This window comes from Polynucleobacter ibericus (genome assembly GCF_018687955.1).
Taxonomy (GTDB): domain Bacteria; phylum Pseudomonadota; class Gammaproteobacteria; order Burkholderiales; family Burkholderiaceae; genus Polynucleobacter; species Polynucleobacter ibericus.
This window is the reverse complement of record NZ_CP061309.1, coordinates 1,631,224-1,657,696: the sequence shown is the minus strand read 5'-3', so window position 1 is coordinate 1,657,696 and position 26,473 is coordinate 1,631,224. Positions and strand designations below refer to the sequence as shown.

22 protein-coding genes are annotated in these 26,473 nt (G+C 44.7%); 8 read left to right on the top strand and 14 right to left on the bottom strand.

All coding sequences use genetic code 11. The annotated features are described in order from the left end of the window. Positions 1–1,107 carry an L-threonylcarbamoyladenylate synthase gene (locus tag AOC20_RS08385; RefSeq protein WP_215360197.1) on the top strand — a complete coding sequence of 369 codons (1,107 nt, stop codon included), beginning with the start codon at positions 1–3 and terminating at the stop codon, positions 1,105–1,107. Here AOC20_RS08385 and dacB read toward each other — a convergent pair. Genes dacB through AOC20_RS08365 form a run of 4 tightly spaced genes read right to left on the bottom strand, consistent with a single transcriptional unit; the run spans position 1,053 to position 6,517 of the window. After that, positions 1,053–2,582: a D-alanyl-D-alanine carboxypeptidase/D-alanyl-D-alanine endopeptidase gene (gene dacB / locus AOC20_RS08380; RefSeq protein WP_215360195.1), complete on the bottom strand. Its 1,530-nt coding sequence runs from the start codon at positions 2,580–2,582 to the stop codon at positions 1,053–1,055. The two genes, AOC20_RS08385 and dacB, sit on opposite strands and share 55 nt — an antisense overlap. A 38-nt stretch (positions 2,583–2,620) precedes the next feature. Further along, positions 2,621–5,047 carry an ATP-binding protein gene (locus tag AOC20_RS08375; RefSeq protein ID WP_251373085.1) on the bottom strand — a complete coding sequence of 809 codons (2,427 nt, stop codon included), beginning with the start codon at positions 5,045–5,047 and terminating at the stop codon, positions 2,621–2,623. 4 nt (positions 5,048–5,051) lie between these two features. After that, on the bottom strand, positions 5,052–5,675 hold the full coding sequence (locus AOC20_RS08370) for a response regulator transcription factor (RefSeq protein ID WP_215347694.1): 624 nt from the start codon (positions 5,673–5,675) through the stop codon (positions 5,052–5,054). Further along, a complete protein-coding gene (locus tag AOC20_RS08365; RefSeq protein ID WP_215360193.1) occupies positions 5,675–6,517 on the bottom strand; it encodes a diguanylate phosphodiesterase in 843 nt (280 codons plus the stop codon). The genes AOC20_RS08370 and AOC20_RS08365 overlap by 1 nt, the downstream gene beginning before the upstream one ends. Before the next feature lie 316 nt (positions 6,518–6,833). Here AOC20_RS08365 and AOC20_RS08360 point away from each other — a divergent pair, with 316 nt between their 5' ends. The 3 genes from AOC20_RS08360 (at position 6,834) to AOC20_RS08350 (ending at position 9,658) form a co-directional block, all read left to right on the top strand. Then, complete coding sequence (locus AOC20_RS08360) at positions 6,834–7,124, top strand: co-chaperone GroES (RefSeq protein ID WP_072582790.1); 291 nt, start codon at positions 6,834–6,836, stop codon at positions 7,122–7,124. Positions 7,125–7,152: 28 nt separating this feature from the next. Continuing rightward, entirely contained in the window at positions 7,153–8,805 is a 1,653-nt protein-coding gene (groL, locus tag AOC20_RS08355; RefSeq protein ID WP_215360191.1) for a chaperonin GroEL, read from the top strand. Between the two features lie 118 nt (positions 8,806–8,923). Next, positions 8,924–9,658, top strand: a complete 735-nt coding sequence (locus AOC20_RS08350) for a hypothetical protein (RefSeq protein WP_215360189.1) — start codon at positions 8,924–8,926, stop codon at positions 9,656–9,658. Positions 9,659–9,671: 13 nt separating this feature from the next. Here AOC20_RS08350 and AOC20_RS08345 read toward each other — a convergent pair whose 3' ends face one another. Further along, positions 9,672–10,463 (bottom strand): hypothetical protein, encoded by a 792-nt coding sequence (locus AOC20_RS08345; protein ID WP_215360187.1) that lies wholly within the window; start codon positions 10,461–10,463, stop codon positions 9,672–9,674. A gap of 283 nt (positions 10,464–10,746) precedes the next feature. Here AOC20_RS08345 and AOC20_RS08340 point away from each other — a divergent pair, with 283 nt between their 5' ends. After that, positions 10,747–13,143, top strand: coding sequence for a tetratricopeptide repeat protein (locus AOC20_RS08340; protein ID WP_215360185.1), 2,397 nt, complete (start codon positions 10,747–10,749; stop codon positions 13,141–13,143). Between the two features lie 74 nt (positions 13,144–13,217). Here AOC20_RS08340 and AOC20_RS08335 read toward each other — a convergent pair whose 3' ends face one another. The 3 genes from AOC20_RS08335 to AOC20_RS08325 are packed head-to-tail and all read right to left on the bottom strand — an operon-like array spanning position 13,218 to position 16,112. Then, positions 13,218–14,585 (bottom strand): NAD(P)(+) transhydrogenase (Re/Si-specific) subunit beta, encoded by a 1,368-nt coding sequence (locus AOC20_RS08335; protein ID WP_215360183.1) that lies wholly within the window; start codon positions 14,583–14,585, stop codon positions 13,218–13,220. A gap of 33 nt (positions 14,586–14,618) precedes the next feature. Beyond that, the gene (locus AOC20_RS08330; RefSeq protein WP_011903634.1) at positions 14,619–14,957 is read right to left on the bottom strand and encodes a proton-translocating transhydrogenase family protein; all 339 of its coding nucleotides are present in this window, start codon (positions 14,955–14,957) and stop codon (positions 14,619–14,621) included. A gap of 24 nt (positions 14,958–14,981) precedes the next feature. After that, on the bottom strand, positions 14,982–16,112 hold the full coding sequence (locus AOC20_RS08325; RefSeq protein ID WP_215360181.1) for a Re/Si-specific NAD(P)(+) transhydrogenase subunit alpha: 1,131 nt from the start codon (positions 16,110–16,112) through the stop codon (positions 14,982–14,984). A gap of 177 nt (positions 16,113–16,289) precedes the next feature. On the opposite strand from AOC20_RS08325, the gene mnmA reads away from it, so the two are divergent. Beyond that, positions 16,290–17,402 carry a tRNA 2-thiouridine(34) synthase MnmA gene (gene mnmA, locus AOC20_RS08320; protein ID WP_215360179.1) on the top strand — a complete coding sequence of 371 codons (1,113 nt, stop codon included), beginning with the start codon at positions 16,290–16,292 and terminating at the stop codon, positions 17,400–17,402. Positions 17,403–17,476: 74 nt separating this feature from the next. Here mnmA and AOC20_RS08315 read toward each other — a convergent pair whose 3' ends face one another. Further along, positions 17,477–18,091, bottom strand: a complete 615-nt coding sequence (locus AOC20_RS08315) for a glutathione S-transferase (RefSeq protein WP_215360177.1) — start codon at positions 18,089–18,091, stop codon at positions 17,477–17,479. A 95-nt stretch (positions 18,092–18,186) separates the two neighbouring features. On the opposite strand from AOC20_RS08315, the gene purB reads away from it, so the two are divergent. After that, positions 18,187–19,566: an adenylosuccinate lyase gene (purB, locus tag AOC20_RS08310; protein WP_215360175.1), complete on the top strand. Its 1,380-nt coding sequence runs from the start codon at positions 18,187–18,189 to the stop codon at positions 19,564–19,566. Next, on the top strand, positions 19,563–20,918 hold the full coding sequence (locus AOC20_RS08305; RefSeq protein WP_215360173.1) for a 3-deoxy-D-manno-octulosonic acid transferase: 1,356 nt from the start codon (positions 19,563–19,565) through the stop codon (positions 20,916–20,918). Before purB ends, AOC20_RS08305 begins: the two co-directional genes overlap by 4 nt. Here the strand turns inward: AOC20_RS08305 and secF are convergent. The 5 genes from secF to queA all read right to left on the bottom strand — a co-directional run bounded on the left by secF (position 20,915) and on the right by queA (position 26,451). Next, on the bottom strand, positions 20,915–21,889 hold the full coding sequence (gene secF / locus AOC20_RS08300; protein WP_215360171.1) for a protein translocase subunit SecF: 975 nt from the start codon (positions 21,887–21,889) through the stop codon (positions 20,915–20,917). The two genes, AOC20_RS08305 and secF, sit on opposite strands and share 4 nt — an antisense overlap. A 3-nt stretch (positions 21,890–21,892) precedes the next feature. Next, positions 21,893–23,752 carry a protein translocase subunit SecD gene (gene secD / locus AOC20_RS08295; protein WP_215360169.1) on the bottom strand — a complete coding sequence of 620 codons (1,860 nt, stop codon included), beginning with the start codon at positions 23,750–23,752 and terminating at the stop codon, positions 21,893–21,895. A gap of 38 nt (positions 23,753–23,790) precedes the next feature. Next, positions 23,791–24,117 carry a preprotein translocase subunit YajC gene (yajC, locus tag AOC20_RS08290; protein WP_068320905.1) on the bottom strand — a complete coding sequence of 109 codons (327 nt, stop codon included), beginning with the start codon at positions 24,115–24,117 and terminating at the stop codon, positions 23,791–23,793. Between the two features lie 133 nt (positions 24,118–24,250). After that, a complete protein-coding gene (gene tgt / locus AOC20_RS08285) occupies positions 24,251–25,408 on the bottom strand; it encodes a tRNA guanosine(34) transglycosylase Tgt (RefSeq protein WP_072582910.1) in 1,158 nt (385 codons plus the stop codon). Next, positions 25,405–26,451, bottom strand: coding sequence for a tRNA preQ1(34) S-adenosylmethionine ribosyltransferase-isomerase QueA (gene queA, locus AOC20_RS08280; RefSeq protein WP_215360167.1), 1,047 nt, complete (start codon positions 26,449–26,451; stop codon positions 25,405–25,407). The genes tgt and queA overlap by 4 nt, the downstream gene beginning before the upstream one ends. Between the last annotated feature and the right edge of the window lie 22 nt (positions 26,452–26,473).

Sequence of the window (26,473 nt, the reverse complement as noted above, 5' to 3'; positions counted from 1 at the left end):
ATGTCCGCAGACAGTACCCCACTGCAATCTTCTGCAGTGATCAATGAAGCAGTACAAACCTTGCGTGATGGTGGATTGGTTGCATTCCCCACGGAGACGGTTTATGGCTTGGGTGCAGATGCTAAAAATCCTGAGGCCATCAAGAAAATTTTCACCACCAAGGGTCGCCCCTCAAATCATCCCTTGATCGTCCATCTAGCTGCACCAGATAAATTTGATCAAGCCCAAATTGATTGGGTTGCGCTCCTGGCACCATGGGCAAGGGATTTATCTGAAGAAGCCTTAAGGTTAATTAATGCTTTTTGGCCTGGGCCATTAACGTTGGTCTTTAAAAAAGATAAAAATGTTTTAAATGAGCTGACTGGTGGTCAAGACACGGTGGCAATTCGGGCTCCCGCTCATCCAATTGCTCAAGAACTATTGCGTAAATTTAAAGGTGGTGTTGTAGCTCCCTCGGCTAATCGTTTTGGTAAGGTATCGCCTACCAGCGCTGCAGATGTCCGAAGTGAATTTGAAGGTATGCTGGATTTGATGGTCTTGGATGGCGGTGATTGTGAGGTTGGCATCGAGTCAACCATCATTGACTTATCCTCAGGCGATAAAGCAGTCCTTCTGAGGCCTGGCGCGATTACTCCAAGTGAGATCTTTGCAAGGACAGGAGTAAAGGTATATCAAGTTGGTGAATTACAGGATAACTTAGAAGGCCATGGAGCAAAGGAAGATCTGCCTAGAGTCTCTGGAAGTCTTAAAGCTCATTACGCACCTACAACCCCTTTGCGTCTATATGCTTCTGGCCGCGTATTGGATGCTTTGAGTGAATATCCTGATACAAAGTCACAAGTTGCGGTTGTAGTTTGGGATTCTGAATCTTCTTTGGTTTTGGAGGATCACCCATCAATCGATGCAGAAGAAATCATTGTTTCTAGCGACCCAAATACCTTTGCTAGTCGTCTATATCGCACTCTGCGTGACTTGGATCAGCAGGGGTGGGACTTGATTTTGTTCCCTGAGCCACCAGCAGGCGAAAATTGGGATGGCGTTAGAGATCGTCTTCAGCGTGCGTGTTTTGGTTCCGGACCATCTTCAAGCAGCCACGCTAGTAACTGATCGTGCGCTTCTAAACCTCTCCATGCATTAGGGTGGTTAATGAATGAAGTTACTGCATACATTTTGCCGGACTTACTCAAGACGTAACCCGAGATTGCACGTACATCCACAAGTGAGCCCGTTTTGATTCGGGCCTCAGGCTTTTTCTTGAGATGCAAAAACTTACGTAACTGACCCATAAGGCGGTTACGCATAGTGCCATCAGTACCGGCAATCGGAAGACTGTTATAAAAAATATCGCCTACGGGTAAATTACGTGCAGTCAACAAGAGTTGATTCATCTGACTAGCAGAGATAGCTTCATTGCGCGACAGACCAGAGCCATTCTCAATAACTAGACCCTGAAAGTCCAGGCCATTTTGTTTGAGCCAACTTTGCATAACAAGCTCACCATTAGCGGTCGTAGCAGGTTTTCCCATTTTCTCCAAAGCTAAAGTTAATAGCAGTTGGCGAGCCATCACGTTATTCGAGTATTTATTGATATCCAATACATCATCCGCTAGTGCAATGCCCTCAAACTGCAGAAGTAATCGTGCTGCTAGTGGCACACTTCCGTTTTTGCCAACTGGAGCTTGGACCCAAGTCCCACCAGCTCGTTCCCATGCAGCAGCAAAGCCTTGAGTAAGGAAGGTATTGGCATCAAGAGCAACAACGTTAAAGTTCACACCCCTACATGATCCGGGAAATGCTCCAGAGAACTGAGCGGTTAGGGGCTGATCGGTGTTGCTAATGCCTTCTGGATCTAAATTAAAGCGAATATCACTTTTCCAGTTATCACACGGGCGATCAACCAACTGCATTTGATTGGATACCTTGAGTTGTGACAGTGCTGGCGTATAGCTAATATCGATAAAGTCTGCTGTTTTAGATTTTCCAATCTGAAATGAGAGTGTTCTAAATGCATAAAGCAGCGGATCTGGTGGAACGTTATAGGCACGTAAAGACTCGCCATCAATCGTGTTGTGCTCCATGACAGTTGGCGCATAAGCGCTACGATCAAAGAATAAATTGCCATCAATCTTCTGAATGCCTAGGCCTTGAAGCTCTTTCATCATCTTGGCTAACTCTTCAGGAACAAGTTTGGGATCGCCTGTGCCTTGCAAATACAGATTGCCCTTCAATACTCCCTGACGAATTACACCATCGCTATAGACATTTGTACGCCAACGATATTGCGGCCCCAAAATATCTAAGCCTGTAAGCGTAGTAAATAACTTCATAGTTGAGGCGGGGTTCATTGGATCGTTAGACCGCCAATCTAGAATCTTTTTTGCTAGATGCTTACCAGGTCGTCCAGGTTCGATCTCTGTAACCGAAATACTCACTGCATCTTTTGGAATTTGATTGCGCTCTAGACTACTAAATACAACTTGGGGAATAGCCAAGGGCGGCGTCTCATTGGCAAGGACTAGCGAACTAGGAAGCCAAAGGAAGGCTGCAGCAAAGGCGGACTGGCAAATTAAATGGAGGCGCATTACCCATAGGATAAACCCACATTGCTCAAAGTGATTACCTAGTGCTCTGAATATCTAGATTGATAGTGATTGATAACTTGATTTTGATCTTCTAATAATCGGGTGAGGGTAGTGGCTTGCTCAACTAAATTTCCTTCCTGCTCAAGAGCTTCGCAGGATTCAACAAATTTTGTGGCGCTCAGGAGTTGCGCGCCACCCTTTACTTTATGAACCATACGCTTAAAGCAAGTCTTATCTAAATCCTTATTCTTGAGCGCAAATAGGACCTCATCATGAACTTGTTTAATTTCTTCCAGAATGATCAAAATGTACTCTGGACTTTTCCGTAGCAGATTTTGAAAGGCATCAAAGGAATATTCTTCCTGATTCTTGGCGGGTAATACTCTGTTACTAATTTCCTCAGTTTTAAAATAACGTGAGAGTTCATTTTCTAAGGTCATTAGACTTAAAGGTTTTATGAGGACGCCGTTCATGCCGGCAGCTAAGAACTGATGACGAGACTCTAGCGCATAAATATCAGCGGTAATTCCGATGATGACGAGATCTTGGTATCCTGCATCACGTAAGTGTTTAGCAAGATCAGAACCCTGCATGCCGGGAATGGATTGATCTGTTAGGAGAAGATCAAAATGCTTTTGCTGAATTAAATCTAGTGCGGTAATGGCGTTATCACAAACTGAGGGATCAATGCCTAGCGCCTGGAGTTGGAGTGAAATTATTTGGCGACTTGCTGGATGATCTTCCACAACCAATGCTTGCAATGGACGTGCATTACTTTCTATATCCTTAGGGACTAACTTCCTGATACAGCCAGTGCTATTTGGCATGGGGGATCTGGTCGCTGCAATACTGGTACGTGGAAAAGCAAGACAAAAATGGATATTGCTACCAAAGCCAGGTGCACTCTCAAAGAGGAGCTGACCATTCATGGAGGTGACTAAGTGGTTGCTGATGGTTAAGCCAAGACCCGTCCCATTTGGTTGTTCGGCATTTCCAGGTATTTGTTCAAAGGCTTGCAGTGCAATTTCGATCTCCTCTTGTCCCATGCCAATGCCTGTATCAATTACTCTAAATTCAATGAGCTGACCAGCATGATCATCTGCCAATACGCTGATGGAGAAATAGATTTCACCATGGTTGGTGAATTTAATCGCATTGCTAATGAGATTTTGTAGTATTTGACGTAAGCGTAGTGAATCTAGCAGTAAAACCTCTGCAACGCGCGGATCTTTAGAAGTGTGAAGTTTTAGACCTTGCCTTTGGGCAACTGTTGAGAATGTCGAATCAATATCATCAATCAAGGCATTCAGGTTGCAAGGTTCAATATTCAGAGTGAGCTTTCCCGCTTCAATTTTCGAAAGATCTAATACTTGATTCAAGATCCCCAATAAACATTCTGCTGATGAATGAGCACTCTTCAGCAGAGTCTTTTCATTTTTTGGGAGGGGGCTGTTCAGTAATAATTCCTGTACCCCTAAAATTGCATTCATAGGCGTACGAATTTCGTGGCTCATGGTTGCAAGAAAGGCGGACTTCGCTGCGTTTGCATTTTCAGCCCGCTCTTTGGATGACATTAGTTGTTGAGCCTCTTCTTTTTGCATAGATTGTTTTTGATACATGCGCCAGATTAGGAAAGAGCCTATTAGCAGAATTCCTAAAGCGGTGAACCAAGGCATCGATTTTGACGGGGCAGTATGGCCCGTCTCAAGTGTAGATATATTAAGTTTAAAAAGTTGGCGGGATGCAACTGGATCTAAGTTATTCAGAAAGCGCCCTAGTACGCCATGTAAAGCCTCGTGCTGATGCGGGACAAACCAACGGTATTCAAATGGCTCCCGGCTGTATAAGCCATCAACCTGTAGTTGATCGCCATTGAATTTATGAATGAGTTGCTGCGCTAGCCTAATTGGCAATACGACTGCTTCAATATCGTTTTTAAGAAGAGCGACAACTAATCTCTCTGCAGAGCTGGAAATATCTCCCATGGAATTGGTTGGGATTGGGGGATTTTCAAAGCCACGATCAAAGTACGCGATATTGCTTGGTTTAATGGGCGCATCATTCTTTGGGCGCTTTGTAACAATAGCGTCGTGACCCCAAAAGATTGCCTCTGAAAGGGAGCCAAACTTGAGATAATCATCACTTAATGTGGGTGGATCAATGATGAAATCCACCTCTCCATTGGCAAGCTGTTGGAGTCCTTCTTGATCGCTTTTGCGCCACTTCGGTAGATATTCTTGTTTGGTGTAACGACTGAGTTTGCTTAGTAGGCTGTGAAAGACCCCAGATTCACCGCGTTCATTAGTTTCTAAATAGGGCGCGTACTTCTCATGAATGCTAAAACGTACTACAGGATGCGCATCGATCCACCTCTGCTCTGCAGAGCCGAGTAAATTTGCATATGAATTGCCTAATAATCCATTTAGTAATGTGAAGAAGGCAATACGGGTGATGGATCGACGCACGCTGTTAGCTCTCGATAATGTTATTCATGCGGCAGAACAAAATCAGGTCAGCAATATTATTTATGCCTAGTTTGTCGAAGACTCTGGTTTTGTATGTGGCTACTGTTTTATTGCTGATATGCAACATGTCAGATATCTGTTGATTGGTATTACCTTTTCCGAGGTATTTCATGACTTGAAGCTCGCGATCGGATATCAGTGCCAACTTATCGTTATCGCTCAATGAGCTATTACCATTTTTTCCATGGGTAAAAAAGTTGTAACCCTGAGAGATCGCAACACAGGCAGCCAGAATGACATCAGCACCTGCGGTTTTATTGACGAACCCATGTCCACCTAATGATCGAACCCTTCCACCATAGACTGCTTCGTCCATGCTAGAAAGGACTAGCATTCGTACATCGGGATACATCAAGCCAATACGACGAATAACATCAAACCCATCTGTTTTGGGCATATCTAGATCTAGAATAACCATATTGGGATTTACCTCTTTCATGGATCTGAGGCACTCTTCACCATTCTGAGCTTGCCCTGCAATTTCAAATAACAACTGGTCTTGCAACATACTTTTAAGAGCCATCAGCATTGCTGGATGGTCATCTACTAACATCACGCGTTTTCTCATTACTTGTCTCCGTTTTGGTTTGGGTGTGGATGAGGGTGCAGCGAAAAAATGGCTTTTGCGATTCGGCTATCGTCAATCTGTAGCATTTGATGGCGACTTACGGGAGACATCATGATGCTGCCGTAAGAGTGATCTGCTATTAGCTTAGAAGCACGCTCTAAATCTTTTACCAGTCCAATATTGCTGGCATAAATTTGTGTTGGTGAGTAAGTTGATTGCCTTAGTTGAGAGAGCACGTCGCTCGCCAGTTGACGTTCACGAATCTTACCCATATCAATATGAACACCTTCTAACTGCATCTCTGTTACCCAATGCAATTCCTCGATGCTGCCAGAAAATTTCAGGAAATGAAGCAAGACACCAAGACGTCGCAAACGCAGCAAACCCTCTTTGAATGCACCGGTGGCATCAGATTCAGGGATAGATGAAATTCCAATAGTCACTAGACCCACTGGTAGACGTGAGTTCAAAATTAATTCAGTCATCGCGTCTACATAGCTACCAGAGGCTATGGCGTGGCTGGGTACTGGCAGGATTCCAGGGATAAAGCGACCGCTACGATACCAATAGGCAATTGTGTCTAAGCCTTCCATGAAAAGACGAAGTAATTGCATATCAGTTGCTGTCAGTAGCGGTCTAAATAAAGATCCTGTCAGTTTTGTGCCCTTGCAGTTAAAAATTGGTTCATGACTAATCGCTTGTCGCTTGGACCAAGATTGGTGTTCTTCTAGGGCTTGGCTACTAAGGCCAAGCCAGGGGTCGCCACAGGCGTCACGTACTTCTTGGAAGGGTTTGTTCTTCCATGCCTTTACAAGCGTGTACAGCCGGGATTTCGGGCTCATCAGCATTCTCCAATCAGTGACTGTCCAGTCTAGGCAGGACGGATTGGAGCGGTAAGGGCTTTGGGTTGATTTATCTGTAGGAACAGTCCTACCAACCTGTCCCCATTATAAAAAGAGGCTAAATCCTTAAAGAATTTATGGCGATCCACCCTTGAAATCTCGGGAATTAGACCTATATAATCAGCACTCTCTACACGCGAGTGCTAAAAAGGTTATTTATCAGTAAATTACCTTTATTTCGCGGGTAATGAGGCTGTAAAGCATTGTTTTTTATAGTTTATTTAAATAGTTAACACTTACTAACATAGGAGAAGAGATGAATTTGCGTCCCTTACATGATCGCGTAATCATCAAGCGTTTAGATCAAGAATCAAAAACTGCTTCCGGAATCATCATTCCTGACGCTGCTGCAGAAAAACCGGATCAAGGTGAAGTATTGGCAGTAGGCCCAGGCAAGCGCGATGACAGTGGCAAATTAAACGCACCTGACGTCAAAGTAGGCGACCGTGTGTTGTTTGGTAAATATGCAGGTCAAACGGTCAAAGTTGACAGCGAAGAACTCATCGTGATGCGTGAAGACGACATCATGGCTGTTGTACAGAAGTAATTTCGGTATTTAAGAGAGGAATTTAATCATGGCAGCAAAAGACGTTGTATTTGGAGATAGCGCCCGCACCAAGATGGTCGAAGGCGTCAACATTCTTGCTAATGCAGTGAAAACAACTTTGGGACCAAAAGGTCGCAATGTGGTGATTGAGCGTTCATTTGGTGGACCAACTATCACTAAAGACGGTGTATCTGTAGCAAAAGAAATCGAACTGAAAGACAAGCTCCAGAATATGGGTGCACAGATGGTTAAGGAAGTTGCTTCCAAAACTGCAGACATCGCTGGTGATGGTACAACTACCGCTACTGTATTGGCTCAGTCTATCGTGCGCGAAGGCATGAAGTATGTTGTTTCAGGCCATAACCCAATGGACTTGAAGCGCGGTATCGATAAAGCTGTGACAGCTGCAATCGAAGAGCTCGCAAAAATTAGCAAGCCTTGCACAACTACTAAAGAAATTGCTCAAGTAGGCTCTATCTCTGCAAACAGCGACCATAGTATTGGTCAACGCATTGCAGAAGCAATGGAAAAAGTAGGCAAAGAAGGTGTTATCACTGTTGAAGATGGCAAGTCTTTGGAAGATGAGTTGGAAGTGGTTGAGGGTATGCAGTTTGACCGCGGCTATCTTTCCCCGTACTTCATTAATCAACCAGAAAAGCAAGTTGCCGTATTGGAAAGCCCATACGTGCTCTTGTTTGACAAAAAGATCGCCAACATCCGTGATTTGCTCCCAGTGCTTGAGCAAGTAGCGAAGTCTGGTCGTCCATTGTTGATCATTGCAGAAGATGTTGAAGGCGAAGCCTTGGCAACTTTGGTTGTAAACAACATTCGCGGCATCATCAAGACCTGCGCCGTTAAGGCTCCAGGATTCGGCGATCGTCGTAAAGCCATGTTGGAAGACATCGCGATTTTGACTGGCGGTACAGTGATCGCTGAAGAAATTGGTCTCACACTCGAGAAAACAACTCTTGAGCACTTGGGTCAAGCAAAGCGTATCGAAGTAGGTAAAGAAAACACCATCATCATTGACGGTGCTGGCGATGCTAAAGCGATTGAAGCTCGTGTGAAGAACATTCGTGTTCAGATCGAAGAAGCGACTAGCGACTACGACAAAGAAAAATTGCAAGAGCGCGTAGCCAAATTGGCTGGCGGTGTTGCAGTGATTCGTGTTGGCGCTGCTACTGAAGTAGAGATGAAGGAGAAGAAGGCTCGTGTTGATGATGCATTACATGCAACTCGTGCAGCCGTTGAAGAAGGTATTGTTCCTGGTGGTGGCGTTGCTCTGATTCGTGCAATGCAAGGTATCAAGGGCTTGAAAGGCGATAACGCTGATCAAGACGCTGGTATCAGCATCGTATTGCGCGCAATGCAAGAGCCATTACGTACGATCGTTAGCAATGCTGGTGAAGATGCTGGTGTAGTTGTTAATGCAGTACAAGCAAGCACAGGTAATAACGGCTACAACGCAGCTACTGGTGAATACGGTGACCTCGTTGCGCAAGGCGTTATTGATCCAACTAAGGTAACAAAAACTGCATTGGTAAATGCGGCTTCTGTTGCTGGCTTGTTATTGACTACCGATTGCGCAATCTCCGAAGCACCAAAAGATGAATCTGGTGCTGGCGGTATGCCTGATATGGGCGGCATGGGCGGCATGGGTGGAATGGGCGGCATGATGTAATAGCTGTCAATTTCCTCGGCAATCTAGCTGAAGAAGTAAAAAACGCCTGGTTCAAAAGACCGGGCGTTTTTATTTGGGTGTAAGCTGTATCAAAATTTACCTTTAAATGGGCATCAATATGACTGGTCGCAATCTGGCAACTCACTGTATTAGTGTGTTTTTAGTCTTCATGGTCTATTTCTCAGGTTCTGGTGATGTAATTGCCCAACCTGCCAAACCTGAATTCTCATATCAAAAGAGCATTTCCAATCTTCGTAACCAGCGCTATTGTGAGGTGCTGATGGGTAAGCGCGACTGGCTCAAACTGGAGGTGAAAGTTTTTAATACTCAAGGCCTTAATCTTTGTCCTGAAACCCAGTGGCACGCACTCAATAAAGAATCTATCGCCCAAAATTTTGACGTCTCATTTGTTTATTTAAATGGCCCACGCTATTGGACGATGGATGAAATTCAAGCAGCAGGCAATACCGTGAATGATGTAAAAGAATCCTTTGGTGGCATTGAGATGAATTTACGTGCAACGGTACAGTTGAGCTTGTTTAAGCAACTCATGGGCAGCAAAAACTTCACCCCTAATGAAATTAACCGCATAACTAATTTTATCTACAGAGCTGGTAGTGCTGTTTACGAACTCACATCTCCTGCAGGAGATGTCTATGTGATGCAGTCATACTCACAAATAGTCAACCCACACTTGAATATGAAAGACTTACCTGTATTAAGTGAGCAGTTGAAATTACCTGCTGGCTGGACATACCGTAGCCGAGTGTTAGATCAAGACCTTTCTTTAATAGCCAATGGCATTGCCTATGTTCTGCAGGACAATTTATCCAATAGCTATCAAAGAAGATAGGCTTCTCAGTAGATTATTGCAACAGAGTTTGTGTCCGCAATAAGTCAGCATTGAAGGCCTCATATGGGAATAGTTCATTCGGGAACTCTAGTGCGAAGATGACATACAGAGCAAATCCCATGAGCGCCAGATAAATAATGGTTAAAAACCAATCCTCTTCCTTCTTAATTGCCATAGCGTAACCACTTAAAAGTGCGCCAATCGTCAGAAGAGTAAATAAAAAGCGCTCAAGAATGGCGGGGGGGTGGTGTCTGGAATTTAACATTCCGTCTCTCATGACCTCCATGAGACGGTCTACTTGCGGCCTCAAAATCTTATCTGCCAAGTCCCTGTTATTCGACGGTGCGCGAGGAATGCTCACCATCATCAATTCATTAAACTCATTTAACTTGCTTCCCAAGTTGGCTACATTTTCATTGAGTGCTACGAATGTGCGAATACCTTGATAAATCGATAGTCGATCCGCAATGATTTCTTTAAGAGAGTTTCGTACTGCAATTTGATCTTTTGGAGCGAGATACTTACTAGATTGGTAGATTTGAGTGATGGCATCCGCTTGTGCACGCATGAGACTTACGCGTTGATCAAAATGATCATTCGCACCCGAGAATGTAAAACCGAGAACAAGAGCGGATAAGCCGAAGATTGCTGATGCTAAATAATCTTGAACGATTACCTTGTCTGAAATGCGAAGACGGTATTTACCAAAGATCCAGCCAATGCTAAAAAAAATGAGAATAGATACTAGAAAAATATAAGGAGCATATCTCACTACATTGACGTGATTCTCCATGAAATAATGCATAGCTAACTTTCTTAAGGTGGTTGATGGCTATATTAATGTGTTTACCTAGTGTAATAAAAAACCAGCCAATAGTGGTTATTTAATTGAAGTTCTTGGTGGTTGCGCTACCATCACTGATGCAAACGGGGACGTAGCTTGCATTCAAATAAAAAATACTTATCTTTTAAATCAGACATTTTTAATTTGTTATAGTTGGCATTCGAAAGAATAAACAGCATTTTCTGGAGCCGGTTAGAGTTAATGAGTATTGGTATCCAGAGTGAGTGTTTAAAAATATTTTTATATGAGCAACATTCAATCCCCCCTCATTGCGAAAATTATTGAAGCTATTCGCGATAATCAACTTGATAGTAATCATCTACTATTGCAAGAGACTATTCGCCAAGATGTTGAGAATAAAAATTCAATATTTCAAATTGGGCTTGCTTGTGCTCAAAATAATCGATCTTCCGATGCGCGGATAATATTTGAAGAATTGCAACTAAACAATCAGGATGACTCTAGGATTCCTTTTAATTTAGCTCTGATACGCGCAATGCAAGGAGATCTTCTGGGTGCAATTGCCGCATATGATTTAGCTTTAATAATTAACCCTGAAGACCCAGATATCCTTATAAATAAAGGCGCCCTTTTAAATGACTTAAACAATTACAAGGTTGCTCTTGAGGTATTGGAGTGTGCAATTGCCTTAAAGAGGGATATACCTGAAGCATGGCTAAATAAAGGGGTGGCCTTAAATCATTTAGAGCGCTATCAAGAGGCGATTGATTCTTATGATGAGGCTATTAAATTAAGCCCAGCATCTTTTGAGGCCTGGTCAAATCGCAGTATTCCCCTAAAAAATTTAAGGCAATATGTACAGGCCTGCGAATCTTGCGATAAGGCATTGAGTTATCAGCCAGATTATTCAATGGCTTGGTTTAATAAAGCAGATACACTTCATGATTTAAAAAAATATGAGGATGCTTTAATTTGCTATGAGCGCGCTTTAGTTTATAGGCCGGATCATGCTGAAGCCTGGGCAAATAAGGCCGTACTCTTATATTCTCTCAAGAGATATGAGGATGCAATATCTTGCTATGACAAAGCACTTAGTTTTAAGCCGGACCACTTTGAAGCTTGGTCAAACAAGGGTGCAACCCTCTTGATGTTAAAGCGTCACGAGGAGGCGCTATCGTGTTTCGAGAATGCTTTGAGTGATGCGCCTCAATACCCTGAAGCTTGGGCTAATAAAGCAGTGGCCCTGCAAATGCTGAAACATTATGAAGAAGCCTCTGCTTGTTATGACAAGGCTCTAGCTTATAAGACTGATATTGATTGGGCTTTTGGAGACGCTCTTCATCTAAAACTCAAGCTAGGTATGTGGAAAAATCTTCAAGAGAGTATTGAGTTATTAAAAAATAAACTTCGTTCTCATGAAAAAGCAATTACACCCTTTTCTGCGCTTTCACTAATCGATGACAGTACTCTGCATTTTAAGGTTGCAAAAACATATGCTCATGAAAAATTTCCCTATAACCCTGCGTTGGGAAGCTTGGTAAAGGAGTATAAGAATAAAAAAATTCGCCTTGGATATTTTTCGGGGGATTTTTGTGAGCATCCTGTTTCTTATTTAACCGCTGAGCTCTTTGAATTACACGATAGGGATTTATTTGAAATCTATGCATTTTCATTAGAGCAGGCTCCCGCAACAGATTTTATGAGGTCACGCTTAACTAATGCATTCGATCTCTTTATAGACGTCTCTTCGATGTCTGATATCGAGGTTGCTAGATATGCTCGTAAATTAGGTGTAGATATTGCTATTGACCTATCGGGCTTAACCGAGGACTCTAGAACCGGTATTTTTTCTTATAGAGCTGCCCCAATTCAAGTGAACTACTTAGGATATCCAGGCACAACGGGTACGGATTTCATGGATTACATCATTGCAGATGAAGTCGTCATTCCGGAAAAAAGTCGCGAACTTTATACCGAAAAAGTTGCGTATCTCCCTGACACCTACATGGTTGATGATTCTTCTAGAGTGCCTTCACAGAAATTATTTGCTAGGTCAGAATTTGGGTTGCCAGAAAAGGGCTTTGTTTTCTGTTGTTTTAATAACAGCTATAAATTTAATTCTGAAGTAATACAAAGTTGGGCAAGAATTTTATCCCGAGTTTCAAATAGTGTTCTTTGGCTTTCTGAAAACAATGCCACGTTTAGGAAAAATTTACACAATGAGTTCGAAAAGCTTGGAATAAATTCACAGCGAGTTATATTCGCTGCAAAAGTCGATCCGATGGAAGATCATTTGACCCGTATTGCCCTGGCCGATCTTTTCTTGGATACCAGTCCATACAATGCTCATACCACGGCCTTAGATGCATTAAAGGCAGGGGTCCCTGTGCTTACAAAAAATGGGGATGCTTTTGCGGGTAGGGTAGCAGCCAGTCTACTTAAAGCCATTGAGATTCCTGAGCTGGTAACGCACACATTACAAGAGTACGAGAATTTGGCAATTGAGTTGGCATTAAACCCTCAAAAGCTAATTGAGATAAAGGGGCGCTTGTCTCGCAACCGTTTGTCAGGACCACTATTTAATACTCCATTGTTTGCTAAAAATTTAGAGAAACTTTTTATGAGAATGCACGAGCGTTGCGTGCATGATCTACCCCCTGATCACTTGTTAAAAAATTAATTTACAGCTAAATATAACTGGAAATAAAAAACCGCCCGAAGGCGGTTAATTATTTGATAGTCTGAAGCTTGAGTTTACTCAACTGCCTTAACCATCTCCTCAACCACCTTCTTCGCATCACCGAAGACCATCATGGTTTTATCCATGTAGAAAAGTTCATTGTCCAGGCCTGCATAACCGGCAGCCATTGAGCGCTTATTAACAATAATAGTTTTCGCTTTAAATGCTTCCAAGATTGGCATGCCAAAAATCGGGCTACCTGGAGTGCGTGCCGCTGGGTTAACCACGTCATTAGCACCAAGAACCAATACCACGTCAGCTTGGCCAAAGTCGCTATTGATATCTTCCATTTCAAATACTTGGTCGTATGGAACTTCTGCTTCAGCTAGGAGAACGTTCATATGACCAGGCATACGACCAGCTACTGGATGAATTGCATACTTCACGGTTACACCATGGTGGGTTAATTTTTCAGTTAACTCTTTTAAGGCATGTTGAGCACGGGCAACTGCTAAGCCATATCCAGGAACGATGATTACGGTATCAGCATTCTCCATCAGGAAGGCAGCATCTTCAGGTGAGCCTGTTTTGTAATTTTTAGGACTGCCATCATCGCCACCACCTGCGGCAGCTTCGGCGCCAAAGCCACCGAGTAATACAGCCAAAATAGAGCGATTCATAGCCTTACACATGATGTAAGACAGAATTGCGCCAGATGAGCCTACGCAAGCACCAGCAATAATTAACACTGGGTTATTAAGGGTAAAGCCAATACCCGCTGCCGCCCAGCCAGAATAACTATTGAGCATGGATACAACCACTGGCATATCAGCGCCGCCAATCGGAATGATTAAAGTCACGCCCAATACCAAGGCAATCGCACACATAGCCAAGAAAGCAGCATGACTATCGCCCATGTAATACGCGATGCCAGCACCCACCATGGAAAGAGCCAATAGCAAGTTGAGCAAGTGCTGACCAGCAAAACTCACTGGCTTACCGCTAACCTTACCTGACAACTTCCCGAAAGCAATCACAGAAGCGGTAAAGGTAATAGCGCCAATAAATGCGCCGATAAAGAGTTCAATCTTCTGCGCACCAGTATGTTCATGTGCAGGATTAAACACGGCTGCAATTGCAATCAATACTGCAGATAGACCTACAAAAGAGTGCATCAACGCAACTAATTCAGGCATCTTGGTCATTTGCACGCGCTTAGCTGCAATGGTTCCAATAATGGCGCCACCAACGATAGCAATACCAATGAGGGAGATGACTGGTTTGAAGTCAGGAATGAGGAAGGTGGTGATGACTGCTAACAACATACCAATCATGCCGAAGGTATTACCTTGGCGTGAGGTGGTTGGTGAGGATAGGCCACGCAAAGCGAGGATGAACAACACCGATGAAATGAGATAAGAAATAGCGGTTATGTTTGACATAGTTTTGGTCTCTATATAGGTCTTGTTCTAGGTTTACTTGGTTCCAGCCGCATCAGCTTTAGGAGCTTTTTTCTTGAACATTTCAAGCATGCGACGGGTGACCATAAAGCCACCAAAAATATTGATAGAGGCAAGAAATACCGCTACCGCACCAATGATGCTGGTGAGCGTAATTTCATCACCACCGATTACTTCGGTTTGCAGTAATGCGCCTACGATGATGATGCCGGAGATGGCATTAGTCACCGCCATTAAAGGCGTATGCAATGCTGGGGTAACGTTCCATACGACGTGGTAGCCGACAAAAATGGCCAGTACAAACACGGTAATGTTTTGAACGGTGAGGATACTTTGAAAGGCAGCGAGATCCATAGTGTTTCCTTAGTATTTTTACTATTAGTTTTTGCGGATGGCTTGGCCATCACGACACATTAAGCAAGCAGTAACGATATCGTCATCACTCGGGATAACCAATTTCGCATCTTTATCTACTATGAGTTTCATAAAGTCGAGCAAGTTACGTGAGTAAAGCGCCGAAGCATCAGCACCAACCATGCTGGCTAAATTGGTGTATCCAACAATCTTCACACCATTCACATCAACCACCTTGTCTGCCTGTGTCAAAGGGCAGTTGCCTGAGCCGTTATCGCCTTTACCAGCTGCCAAGTCAATCACAATCGAGCCTGGCTTCATATTGGCAACAGTATCGCTATGTAGAAGAACGGGAGGTTTACGGCCTGGAATCAATGCAGTAGTAATTACGATATCAGCCTGCTGCGCACGCTCTGCAACCAAAGCTGCTTGACGCTTCATCCAAGCTTCAGGCATTGGGCGGGCATAGCCACCAACGCCTTGAGCAATTTCGCGCTCTTCATCAGTTTCATAGGGAACATCAACAAACTTCGCCCCCAAAGATTCGATTTGTTCTTTAGCGGCAGGACGAACATCAGATGCTTCAATCACAGCACCTAGACGCTTTGCAGTTGCAATTGCTTGTAAACCAGCAACACCTGCGCCCAAGATTAATACTCGAGCTGCTTTAACGGTACCCGCAGCTGTCATCAGCATTGGCATAAAGCGTTGATATTCATTTGCAGCAACCATCACCGCTTTGTATCCAGCAATATTGGCTTGCGAAGACAAAACGTCCATGCTTTGAGCGCGGGTTGTTCGAGGCGCAGCTTCTAATGAGAAGGCGGTAATACCTTGCGCAGCCATCGCGGCAATCATGTCGTTATCAAATGGATCGAGCATTCCAAGGAGTACAGCGCCAGACTTAATTTGCTTAAGTTCAGCTGCTTCAGGAGCGCGCACCTTAAGAACAATCTCAGCTCCGAAGGCATCTGCAGCGCTACCAATGCTTGCGCCAACAGCCTCATATGCAGAGTCAGGTTGGCTTGCTTTTAACCCGGCGTCTTTTTGAATAACAACAGTATGACCTTGACCGATGAGTTTTTTAACGGTTTCTGGTGTAGCGGCTACTCGAGTTTCCCCAGGCCTTGTTTCCAGTGGCACTCCTATGCGCATGGCATGTCTCCAAAAGCAAAATTTTTCAAAAAATCTATTTTAGTTAAATAGGGCTAGTTGCACCTATTTACTTACCCCGAAGTCCGCTTGCTTGGTTTTTACCCAAAATCCTGTGAAATTGGGCTAAGACTTCTACAATATGGTCTGTCAGCTTATATTGAATTCTCGCATTTTTTGATGATCCCGCTCAATTCTTCTGCAATCCCGTCGCCCCAGACCAAGAAAGTCGTTATTGGCATGTCTGGAGGGGTAGATTCGTCGGTTGCCGCATGGATGCTCAAAGAGCAAGGCTTCGAAGTTATCGGCCTTTTTATGAAGAATTGGGAAGATGACGATAACGATGAGTACTGCTCCGCGCGTCAGGATTGGCTGGATGTTGTCTCTGTAGCAGACATGATCGGAATCGATGTTGAGGCGGTAAATTTCGCTGCCGAGTATCGAGAGCGGGTATTTGCCGATTTCTTGCGTGAATACGCTGCAGGGAGAACACCTAATCCTGACGTTTTATGTAATGCGGAAATTAAGTTCAAAGCCTTCTTGGATCACGCTATGAGTTTGGGCGCAGATGCGATCGCTACCGGACATTACGCACGCGTTCGTCATGAGGGCGGCAAAGTTCAATTATTAAAGGCAGTGGATGCTAGTAAAGATCAAAGTTATTTCTTGCACCGTCTATCACAGCAACAATTAGCAAAAGTGATGTTTCCACTTGGCGAAATTCCGAAAACAGAAGTCCGAAAAATTGCAGAGCAAATTGGTTTGCACAATGCAAAGAAGAAAGACTCCACTGGTATTTGTTTTATTGGCGAACGTCCTTTTAGAGAATTTTTAAACCGCTACCTACCTCGTGTACCCGGTCCCATCAAAACGCCAGAGGGTAAGACCGTTGGCGAACATATGGGCTTAGCTTTTTTCACCCTAGGCCAACGTAAGGGCATTGGTTTAGGCGGCAGCCAAGATGGAAATGGTGATGCTTGGTATGTTGCGCGTAAAGATGTTCCTAACAACACCCTCTATGTAGCTCAGGGCCATGAACACCCGTGGTTATTGGCTCATAAGCTTTCTGCAATAGACGCGAGTTGGGTATCTGGCGCAGCGCCAACACCTGGAAACTATTCAGCGAAGACGCGTTATCGTCAAGCAGACTCCGCTTGCGTTTTTAGTGCTGGCGCTGAAGCACTGAGTTTTGAATTAAGTTTTCCAGATGCGCAGTGGGCAGTGACTCCTGGACAATCTGCAGTACTCTATGACGGAGATATTTGTTTGGGTGGCGGAATTATTTCTGCATAAATTGAATCATCAAACAGCAGAAACAAAAATGCCAATCAACTTGATTGGCATTTTTAATTTAAGCAGTAATTTATTTAAGCAGCAGGCGGTACAGTTTCCATAAACGAAGGCCGCTGTAATAATTTTTGATACAAGCGATCTAAGTTTGGATATTGCGTTTGCCATTTCACTTCTGGGAAGCGAAACAGTAAGTAACCAATCGCACAACCAACGGCGATATCTGCCAAAGTCATTTGATTACCATGACACCAAGGATTCTCGCCAAGTTGCTCAGACATTTGACTAAGAGCAGCGTCAATTTTGCCCATTTGGCGGTCAACCCAGGCTTGGCTTTGTTGCTCTGGTGGACGTAAGGTGCGCTCTAAACGAGCCAAAATACCTGCGTCCATAACTCCATCAGCCAGCGCTTCCCAAGTTTTAACTGAGGCGCGTTCGCGGTTATCGCTAGGAATGAGCTTGCTAACAGGGCTTAAAGCGTCCGCATATTCAGCAATGACCCGAGAATCGTAGATAGTCTCGCCATCGTCAGAAATGAGGCAGGGGACCTTCCCTAGGGGGTTGGTGGCACTAATTTTGGTGTCTGCAGCCCAGACATTCTCTAATTCGAGGTCAACATCGACCTTTTTCTCGTTAAAAACAATGCGTACTTTACGTACATAGGGGCTAGTAAGGGATCCGATAAGTTTCATAAGGTCAAGTATAGCCATCCTATTTGAGCTTTGCTGGACCCCAGAACGCATTAAAATTAGCCTTTATTGACATATTCAATGCAAAGGCAATATTCGTGAGTCAGCCGCTTTCTACCTTAAATGCTCTTTCCCCTCTTGACGGTCGCTACGCCGGAAAACTAGATGCTTTGCGTCCTTGGTTATCTGAAGCCGCTTTTATGCGCCAGCGTGTTTTTGTGGAGATTCATTGGCTTTTGGCTTTAGCTTCTGCTGGTCTTCCCGATGTACCCAAGATTAATGCTGCTGATGAAGCCTTTTTGCTGTCGCTGCCTGAAAACTTTTCGGATGAAGATGCACAGCGCATTAAAGATATCGAAGCAGTAACCAATCACGATGTTAAAGCGGTTGAGTACTTCTTAAAAGAAAAAGTAGCTGGTCGTCCTGATTTATTAAAAGCAAGTGAATTCATTCACTTTGCTTGCACATCAGAGGATATTAATAATACTTCGCATGGTTTGATGTTGCGCGGTGCGCGTGATGAAGTACTTTTGCCCCAGCTGAGAAAAGTCCTTTCGGTATTAACAGAGCTCGCGCTTGAAAATGCCAAAGTACCTTTACTATCTCGTACTCATGGTCAACCAGCCTCGCCAAGTACCTTAGGTAAAGAGATTGCGAACATCGCCAAGCGTTTAGAGCGTGCAATCGATTCTATTGCTGCAGCTCCCCTACTTGGCAAGATGAACGGTGCAGTTGGTAACTACAATGCCCACTTATCTGCCTACCCTGATTTTGATTGGGAAAATTTCTCTAAGAATGTGGTCGAGAAGCGACTAGGTTTGACATTCAACCCTTACACCATTCAGATCGAGCCGCACGATGGCATGGCGCAACTCTTTGATGCTATTGCTCGTGCTAATACGATTCTCTTGGACATGGATCGTGACTTCTGGGCCTATATTTCAGTTGGGTATTTCAAGCAGCGTACTAAGGCAGGTGAGATTGGTTCATCTACTATGCCGCATAAAGTCAACCCAATTGACTTTGAAAACTCTGAAGGTAACTTGGGTGTAGCTAATGCATTACTGCGTCACCTTGCTGAAAAATTACCAATTTCTCGTTGGCAACGCGACCTTACTGATTCCACTGTCTTGCGTAATCTGGGCCCTGCCTTTGGGCACAGTGTTTTAGCCTATGACAGCGCCTTGCGCGGTCTTGGCAAGTTAGAGGTAAACCACGCTGCAATTGCTGCTGATTTAGATGCTTGTTGGGAAGTATTGGCTGAGCCAGTACAAACTGTGATGCGCCGTTATGGCATTGAAAATCCCTATGAGCAATTAAAAGAGTTGACTCGCGGCAAAGGCATTAATCAAGCAGATCTTCAAGCGTTCATTCGAGGTCTGAAGATCCCTGAAGATGCTAAAGCACGTTTGTTGGAGATGACGCCATCTTCTTATCTGGGTAAAGCGGTCGAGTTGACCGAACGTCTCAAAAAGTGAGTTTGACTAACAATTCAGAATACGGGGCACGTCCCCGCATCTGGTTTGCTGCTTACCAACTGCTGTGGCATCTCTTGTTGCCATTGGCATTCATGCGGCTAGCTTGGCGGGCGCGTCACGCATTCTCATATTTGCATCACATTCCTGAGCGCCTCGGTTTTGGTTACGACAAGCCTGTTACCCAAGGATCGATTTGGGTTCATGCGGTATCCGTAGGGGAAACTCGCGCGGCTCAACCATTAATCGATGCCTACTTGGCCAGAGGCGAATCTATCTTACTGACCCACATGACTCTGAATGGGCGTCGTACGGGTAAGCAATTATTTGCTAAAGAGATTGCTACTGGGCAAATTCGCCAAGTCTATTTGCCTTATGACCTCTGTTGGTCGGTGGAGTATTTCTTAAAAACATTTAAGCCAAAGTTCGGTCTATTTATGGAAACAGAAGCTTGGCCAACGGTAGTCTTTCGCTGCAAAGAAATTGGCCTGCCCTTATTTTTGGTTAATGCCCGTTTATCTGAACGCAGTGCGCGCCGTGTCAATCAATTTGGCAAAGCAGGGCGTGCATTATTTCAAGCTTTTGAGGGCATCTTGGCTCAAACTGAATTTGATGCAGAACGTTATCGCAGCTTGGGCGTTCAAAATGTGAAGATTGTGGGCAATCTGAAGTTTGATGTTCCTTTGGACCCTGGTCTCGTAGAGCAAGGTAAGGTTTGGCAACAGGACATACATGCAGGTAATCGCTTAATGGTGTGTGCTGCAAGTACACGTGATGGCGAGGAGGCTATCATTCTCAAAGCTTGGAGCGATTTGCTTTTAAGCAATGCCTTTAAAACACCGCCTTTGTTATGTTTGGTGCCACGCCATCCGGAACGCTTTACAGAAGTAGCTGATCAGATTAGTAGCGCTGATTTAAAGTTCCGTCGCCGCAGTGAGTGGACTGGTCTTCCTATTGATTGTGTTGGTTTAGATGTAGTCCTTGGTGATTCTATGGGTGAGATGCCAATGTATTACAGCGCCTCAGACTTGGTATTAATGGGTGGAAGCCTGCTACCTTTTGGTGGTCAGAACCTGATTGAGGCTTGTGCTGCCAGCTGCCCTGTTTTACTGGGTGAGCATACCTATAACTTTCAGCAGGCAGCTTTAGATGCTATTCGGACTGGTGCTGCTAAGCGTGTACGTGGCGAGTTAATTCTGAGCGAACCAGTAGCTTTGATGGAGGCTTTAAAAGAATTGCTTTTGAATACTGCCGAGTTGGTAAAAATGAGTGCGGCCGCAAAGACTTACTCAATTGAGCATCAAGGTGCAACTAAGAAGATCTTAGCTGCCCTTGATCAACAAAGCTGTTCTTAAACCCGAGCCCCATAGTTGGGGTCATCGTTGCGGGCATTGTCATCTGGCTTTTTATCACCCTTCACTAGATCTTCACGTGTAACACCAAGCCACATGGCTAATGCTGCAGCAACGAAGACTGACGAGTAGATACCAAACAAAATACCAATGGTCAGCGCTAATGCAAAGTAGAAGAGTGTTGGGCCGCCAAAGATGAGCATTGCTAAAACCATCATCTCAGTACTACCGTGAGTAATGACTGTACGGCTGATTGTGCTGGTAATTGCGTTATCAATTACTTCGCGAGTAGTCATCTTGCGATACTTACGGAAGTTCTCACGAATACGGTCGAAGATCACTACGGATTCATTGACTGAGTAACCTAGAACCGCCAATACTGCTGCCAGTACCGAGAGGGAAAACTCCCACTGAAAGAAGGCAAAGAAACCTAAGATGATGACAATGTCATGCAAGTTCGCAATGATGCCGGCAACTGCAAATTTCCACTCAAAGCGGAAGGACAGATACACCACAATGCCAATGATCACAAAGATCAAGGCTTTTAAGCCATCAAAAGCCAGCTCTTGACCAACCTGAGGGCCAACAAATTCGACACGCTGAAGCTTTACACCAGTCGTTGCTGGATCAAGAGCTTGCATAACTGAATTACTTTGATCGGCTGATGAGATGAGCTTGCCTTCTGCATCTTTTTGCAAAGGTAGGCGAATCATCACATCACGTGAGCTACCAAAGTTCTGAATCTGAGTATCTGCATAGCCGAGCTTCTCAACCTTTGACCGTATTGAATCTAAGGGCGCGGTCTGTGGGTAACTCACTTCCATGACCGTACCACCCGTAAATTCAATGGAGAGATGAAGGCCGTTATGCCAAAGGAAGAAGACTGCCGCTAAAAAAGTAATTAAAGAAATCGCATTGAGCACCAATGCATGGCGCATAAAGGGAATATCTTTTTTGATTCGGAAAAATTCCATGGCTTATTTCTCCTGTGGGCGCCAAACTTGGCCGATAGCGAGTTTTTGAATCTTCTTATGTCTGCCGTACCAGAGGTTTACAAGGCCACGTGAGAAGAAGACAGCCGAGAACATTGAAGTCAGAATACCTAAACAGTGAACTACCGCGAAGCCTTTGATAGGGCCCGATCCAAATGCTAGCAAGGCGAGACCTGCAATCAAAGTCGTTACGTTAGAGTCCAAAATCGTTGCCCAAGCCTTATCGAAACCTACAGAAATTGCTGTTTGTGGTGAAGCGCCGTTACGAAGTTCTTCGCGAATACGTTCGTTAATCAATACGTTTGAGTCAATCGCCATACCCAAAGCCAAGGCCATCGCTGCGATACCAGGCAGGGTTAGAGTGGCTTGCAACATTGAGAGTACCGAGATGAGTAAGAGAAGGTTCACTGCTAGGGCTACAACAGAGAAGGTGCCGAATAACAAGTAGTAAGCCATCATAAAAATTGCGATAGCGGCAAAACCGATTAAGAGGGATTTAAAGCCCTTCTCGATATTTTCAGCGCCTAGACTTGGTCCTATGGTGCGTTCTTCAATGATTTCCATTGGCGCTGCTAGTGAGCCAGCACGCAAGAGGAGGGCTAAGTCATTGGCGCTTTCAGTGGTTGGTTGGCCAGTAATCTGGAACTTTGCACCAAATTCGCTTTGGATGGTGGCGATAGTGAGAACCTCACCTTTGCCTTTTTCAAAGAGAATCATCCCCATTGGTTTGCCAATGTTTTCACGAGTCACTTCTTGCATGACGCGACCGCCAGCAGAATCAAGGGAGATATTTACAGCGGGTCGTTGATTTTGATCAAAGCCAGCACTAGCATCGGTAATACGATCGCCACTAAAAATCACTGACTTTTTAAATACGCCTAAACGGTTTTCACCAAAGCGGAAAGTATCCATGCCTGGGGGTGGTGTTTCACCTAAAGCGATGGTAGATACCAAGGGATCAGCTAAGCGAGACTCTAGTGTGGCTGTACGACCAATGATGTCTTTGGCGCGCGCTGTATCTTGTACACCTGGTAGCTGCACAACAATGCGCTCGGCACCTTGCTGTTGAATTACTGGTTCTTTAACTGCTAGTTCGTTTACGCGTTTATTGAGCGTAACAATGTTTTGCTTAACAGCATTGTCTTGAATTTCTTTTAAGGCTGCAGGTTTAAATTCACCGACTACTTTGGGTGAAAGGCCAGTGGGCTTTACTTGCCAAATCAAATCAGGTTGACTGGTCATCAGCATGGAGCGAGCCGATTCGGCATCAGCAGTACTGCCGAAATTGATGGAGATAAAGTCCGCGCCACGCTCGATTCCTTGATGGCGAATGTTCTTGTCGCGTAATTGGCTGCGAATATCGGTTGCTAAAGAGGTAACCTTTTTTTGTACTGCGCCCTTCATATCCACTTGGAGGAGGAAGTACACACCTCCACGCAAGTCAAGACCTAAAGGCATTGGAAGTGCATTGATCGCATTTAGCCATCCCGGAGTATTGGATAGTAGATTTAATGCAATGGTGTAGTTGGGATCGTTTTGATCCACATTCAACTTCTGCTGCAAGAGATCGCGTGCGCGTAATTGAATATCGGTGTTATTGAAGCGAACTTTGATAGAGCCTACATTGCCAGCCGCTTCAAAAAAGATGCCGGTGTTATTAATGTTGGCTTCAGAGAGAATTTTTTCTACACGAGCCTGCGTTGCCAAATCAACCTTGATGGTTGGTTTGGCAGACGAGACCTGAACCGCTGGAGCCTCACCATAGAAATTGGGTAATGAATATAGTCCGCCGATCAGTAATGCAATGGCAATGACTAGATATTTCCAGAGAGGGTAGCGATTCATATTGAGATACTTTTAAACAAACAAATTAAGCGGATGCATTAAGCGGACTTCAGAGTGCCTTTTGGCAATACTGTAGTGATAGCGCCTTTTTGCATTTGTACTTCAGTGCCAGCAGAAATTTCAACAGTCACTACTTGATCTTTCAAGGCCGTTACTTTGCCCATAATGCCGCCAACAGTCACCACTTCATCTCCAACGCCTAATGACTCAAGCATTGCTTTAGTTTCTTTTTGACGCTTCATTTGTGGGCGAATCATGATGAAGTACAAAACTGCAAACATCAAAATCAAGGGGAGGAAGCTCATTAAGCCACCAGAATCTGCGCCCGCTGCAGGAGCTTGGGCAAAAGCGTTACTAATCCACATACATAACCTCCGTTAATTACCATTTGAAAACTGCGTCATTTTGCGACCTTATAGCTAAGGTCGTAACCCGCAATTCTAAACTGTGTGGGGCTTTGGAGGGGATTTGCAGGGGGTTTTGCCCCCTGTAGGGCTATTAGTCCTGTCCCGGCTCTACGCCGCGCTGGCGATTGCTATGAAATTCCTCGCGATAGGCGCTAAAACGATCTTTACTGAGTGCCTCGCGCACCTCAGTCATGAGCTGGAGGTAATAAGACAAGTTGTGGATGGTGTTGAGCTGGGAGCCCAGGATCTCATTCGCTTTTTGGAGGTGATTTAAGTAGGATCTGGTGAAGTTTTGGCAGGTATAGCAGGCGCAAGTAGGGTCAACAGGGCGATCATCGTCCTTGTACCCTGAATTACGTAGCTTAAGGTCGCCAAAACGGGTAAAGAGCCAGCCATTTCGGGCATTGCGGGTAGGCATGACGCAATCGAACATATCAATTCCAAGGCTAACCCCCAAAATGAGGTCCTCTGGGGTACCCACACCCATGAGGTAGTGAGGCATATGCTCTGGCAGTTTTGGTGCGGTGAAATTTAAAATCCGCTCAAATTCAGGTTTTGGCTCCCCAACCGAAAGGCCGCCAATGGCAATGCCATCAAAACCTTGCTGGCTGACAGCATCTAAAGAAAATTCACGAAGATTCTCAAACATGCCGCCTTGGACAATCCCAAAAAGTCCATTACCGGTATTGAGTTCGCGAAAACGCTTTAGAGAGCGATCACCCCAACGAAGTGACATCTCCAACGAAGCACGTGCCGTTTTTTCAGAAGTCGGCTGACCTTTGATTTCATACGGAGTGCACTCATCAAACTGCATGGCAATATCACTATTAAGCACGGCCTGTATTTCCATTGACACTTCTGGTGACATAAATAATTTGTCACCGTTGATCGGTGATGCAAAGGTCACGCCCTCTTCAGAGATCTTACGAAGTGCTCCTAAGCTAAATACTTGAAAGCCGCCCGAGTCAGTCAGAATAGGTTTGTCCCATCCCATAAAGCGGTGTAGTCCACCATGTTTTTTAATGACATCCAATCCTGGCCTCAGCCAGAGATGAAAGGTGTTACCTAAAATAATTTGTGCTTTTGCTTCATTGAGATCACGCGGTGTCATCGCTTTCACGGTGCCATAGGTTCCGACTGGCATGAAGATTGGCGTTTGCACGCTGCCGTGCGGAAGGTCGAGCTGACCAAGACGTGCAGGACTTTGTGAGTCGCGCGCCAGGATATTAAAGTGAACAGGTTTGGTCATATCTTTGTATTCTCGAGTCGGCAAAGAAACATCGCATCTCCATAACTAAAGAAACGATATTTCTGATGAATGGCATGTTGATAAGCGGCGCGAATGTTATCCATTCCCGCAAATGCGCCTACCAACATCAATAGAGTAGATTTTGGCAGATGAAAGTTAGTTAACAAACAATCTACAGTTTTAAATTGATAGCCAGGGGTGATAAAGAGGTTGGTCTCACCACTGCTTTGCCCGCTAGCTGCAAAGCTCTCCAGGGCTCGAAGACTCGTGGTACCCACCGCAATCACTCTCCCACCTTTTTGCTTGGTAGCCTCAATCGCTTGCAAGGTTTCTTCAGGTATTGAATACCATTCATAGTGCATCTTATGCTTTGAGAGGTCTTCTTCGCGCACCGGAGTAAATGTTCCAGCGCCCACATGTAATGTAACCGCTGCTTGTTGTACACCTAATATTTTCAGTTCTTGCAAAATCGTTTCATCAAAATGCAAGCCTGCTGTTGGGGCAGCGACTGCACCTGGATTTTTAGCAACTACCGTTTGATAGCGCTGCGCATCTTCGCCATCGGGTTGATGCTCAATGTAGGGTGGTAAGGGGAGTTCGCCAAAGCGCTCCAATAGAGAAAATACATTCTCAGGAAAGCGGACCTCATAAAAGCGCCCGTCATATCCAGTCCTTTCAACCGGAAATGTCTCACCTGCTTCATTGTGGATATATACGATGCTGCCAGTCTTCGGTACCTTAGACGCTCTAATTTGTACCCAAGCCTGTTTTTCTCCGCTAATCCGCTCAATGAGTAATTCAACGATGCCGCCGGTCTCTTTTTTGCCATGCAGTCGAGCCGGGATGACTTTCGTGTCATTGAAGACTAATAAGTCCCCAGGCTTCACAAGGCTAAGAATGTCCTTAAACTGTCTGTCTACCAGATGGGCGTGATTCATCCCGTCAGCCATAACCTCTAAGAGGCGGCTATCGGTTCTATTCGCCAAAGGATGTTGGGCGATTAGATCGGGCGGGAGTTCGTAATTAAAGTCGGAGAGTTGCATAGCGTTACCATCAGGTATTAGA

Coding starts and splice junctions, on each gene's coding strand:
- AOC20_RS08385 (WP_215360197.1), top strand. CDS start 1: ATGTCCGCAGACAGTACCCCACTGCAATCTTCTGCAGTGATCAATGAA.
- dacB (WP_215360195.1), bottom strand. CDS start 2,582: ATGCGCCTCCATTTAATTTGCCAGTCCGCCTTTGCTGCAGCCTTCCTT.
- AOC20_RS08370 (WP_215347694.1), bottom strand. CDS start 5,675: ATGAGAAAACGCGTGATGTTAGTAGATGACCATCCAGCAATGCTGATG.
- AOC20_RS08365 (WP_215360193.1), bottom strand. CDS start 6,517: ATGAGCCCGAAATCCCGGCTGTACACGCTTGTAAAGGCATGGAAGAAC.
- AOC20_RS08360 (WP_072582790.1), top strand. CDS start 6,834: ATGAATTTGCGTCCCTTACATGATCGCGTAATCATCAAGCGTTTAGAT.
- groL (WP_215360191.1), top strand. CDS start 7,153: ATGGCAGCAAAAGACGTTGTATTTGGAGATAGCGCCCGCACCAAGATG.
- AOC20_RS08350 (WP_215360189.1), top strand. CDS start 8,924: ATGACTGGTCGCAATCTGGCAACTCACTGTATTAGTGTGTTTTTAGTC.
- AOC20_RS08345 (WP_215360187.1), bottom strand. CDS start 10,463: ATGCATTATTTCATGGAGAATCACGTCAATGTAGTGAGATATGCTCCT.
- AOC20_RS08340 (WP_215360185.1), top strand. CDS start 10,747: ATGAGCAACATTCAATCCCCCCTCATTGCGAAAATTATTGAAGCTATT.
- AOC20_RS08335 (WP_215360183.1), bottom strand. CDS start 14,585: ATGTCAAACATAACCGCTATTTCTTATCTCATTTCATCGGTGTTGTTC.
- AOC20_RS08330 (WP_011903634.1), bottom strand. CDS start 14,957: ATGGATCTCGCTGCCTTTCAAAGTATCCTCACCGTTCAAAACATTACC.
- AOC20_RS08325 (WP_215360181.1), bottom strand. CDS start 16,112: ATGCGCATAGGAGTGCCACTGGAAACAAGGCCTGGGGAAACTCGAGTA.
- mnmA (WP_215360179.1), top strand. CDS start 16,290: ATGATCCCGCTCAATTCTTCTGCAATCCCGTCGCCCCAGACCAAGAAA.
- AOC20_RS08315 (WP_215360177.1), bottom strand. CDS start 18,091: ATGAAACTTATCGGATCCCTTACTAGCCCCTATGTACGTAAAGTACGC.
- secF (WP_215360171.1), bottom strand. CDS start 21,889: ATGGAATTTTTCCGAATCAAAAAAGATATTCCCTTTATGCGCCATGCA.
- secD (WP_215360169.1), bottom strand. CDS start 23,752: ATGAATCGCTACCCTCTCTGGAAATATCTAGTCATTGCCATTGCATTA.
- yajC (WP_068320905.1), bottom strand. CDS start 24,117: ATGTGGATTAGTAACGCTTTTGCCCAAGCTCCTGCAGCGGGCGCAGAT.
- tgt (WP_072582910.1), bottom strand. CDS start 25,408: ATGACCAAACCTGTTCACTTTAATATCCTGGCGCGCGACTCACAAAGT.
- queA (WP_215360167.1), bottom strand. CDS start 26,451: ATGCAACTCTCCGACTTTAATTACGAACTCCCGCCCGATCTAATCGCC.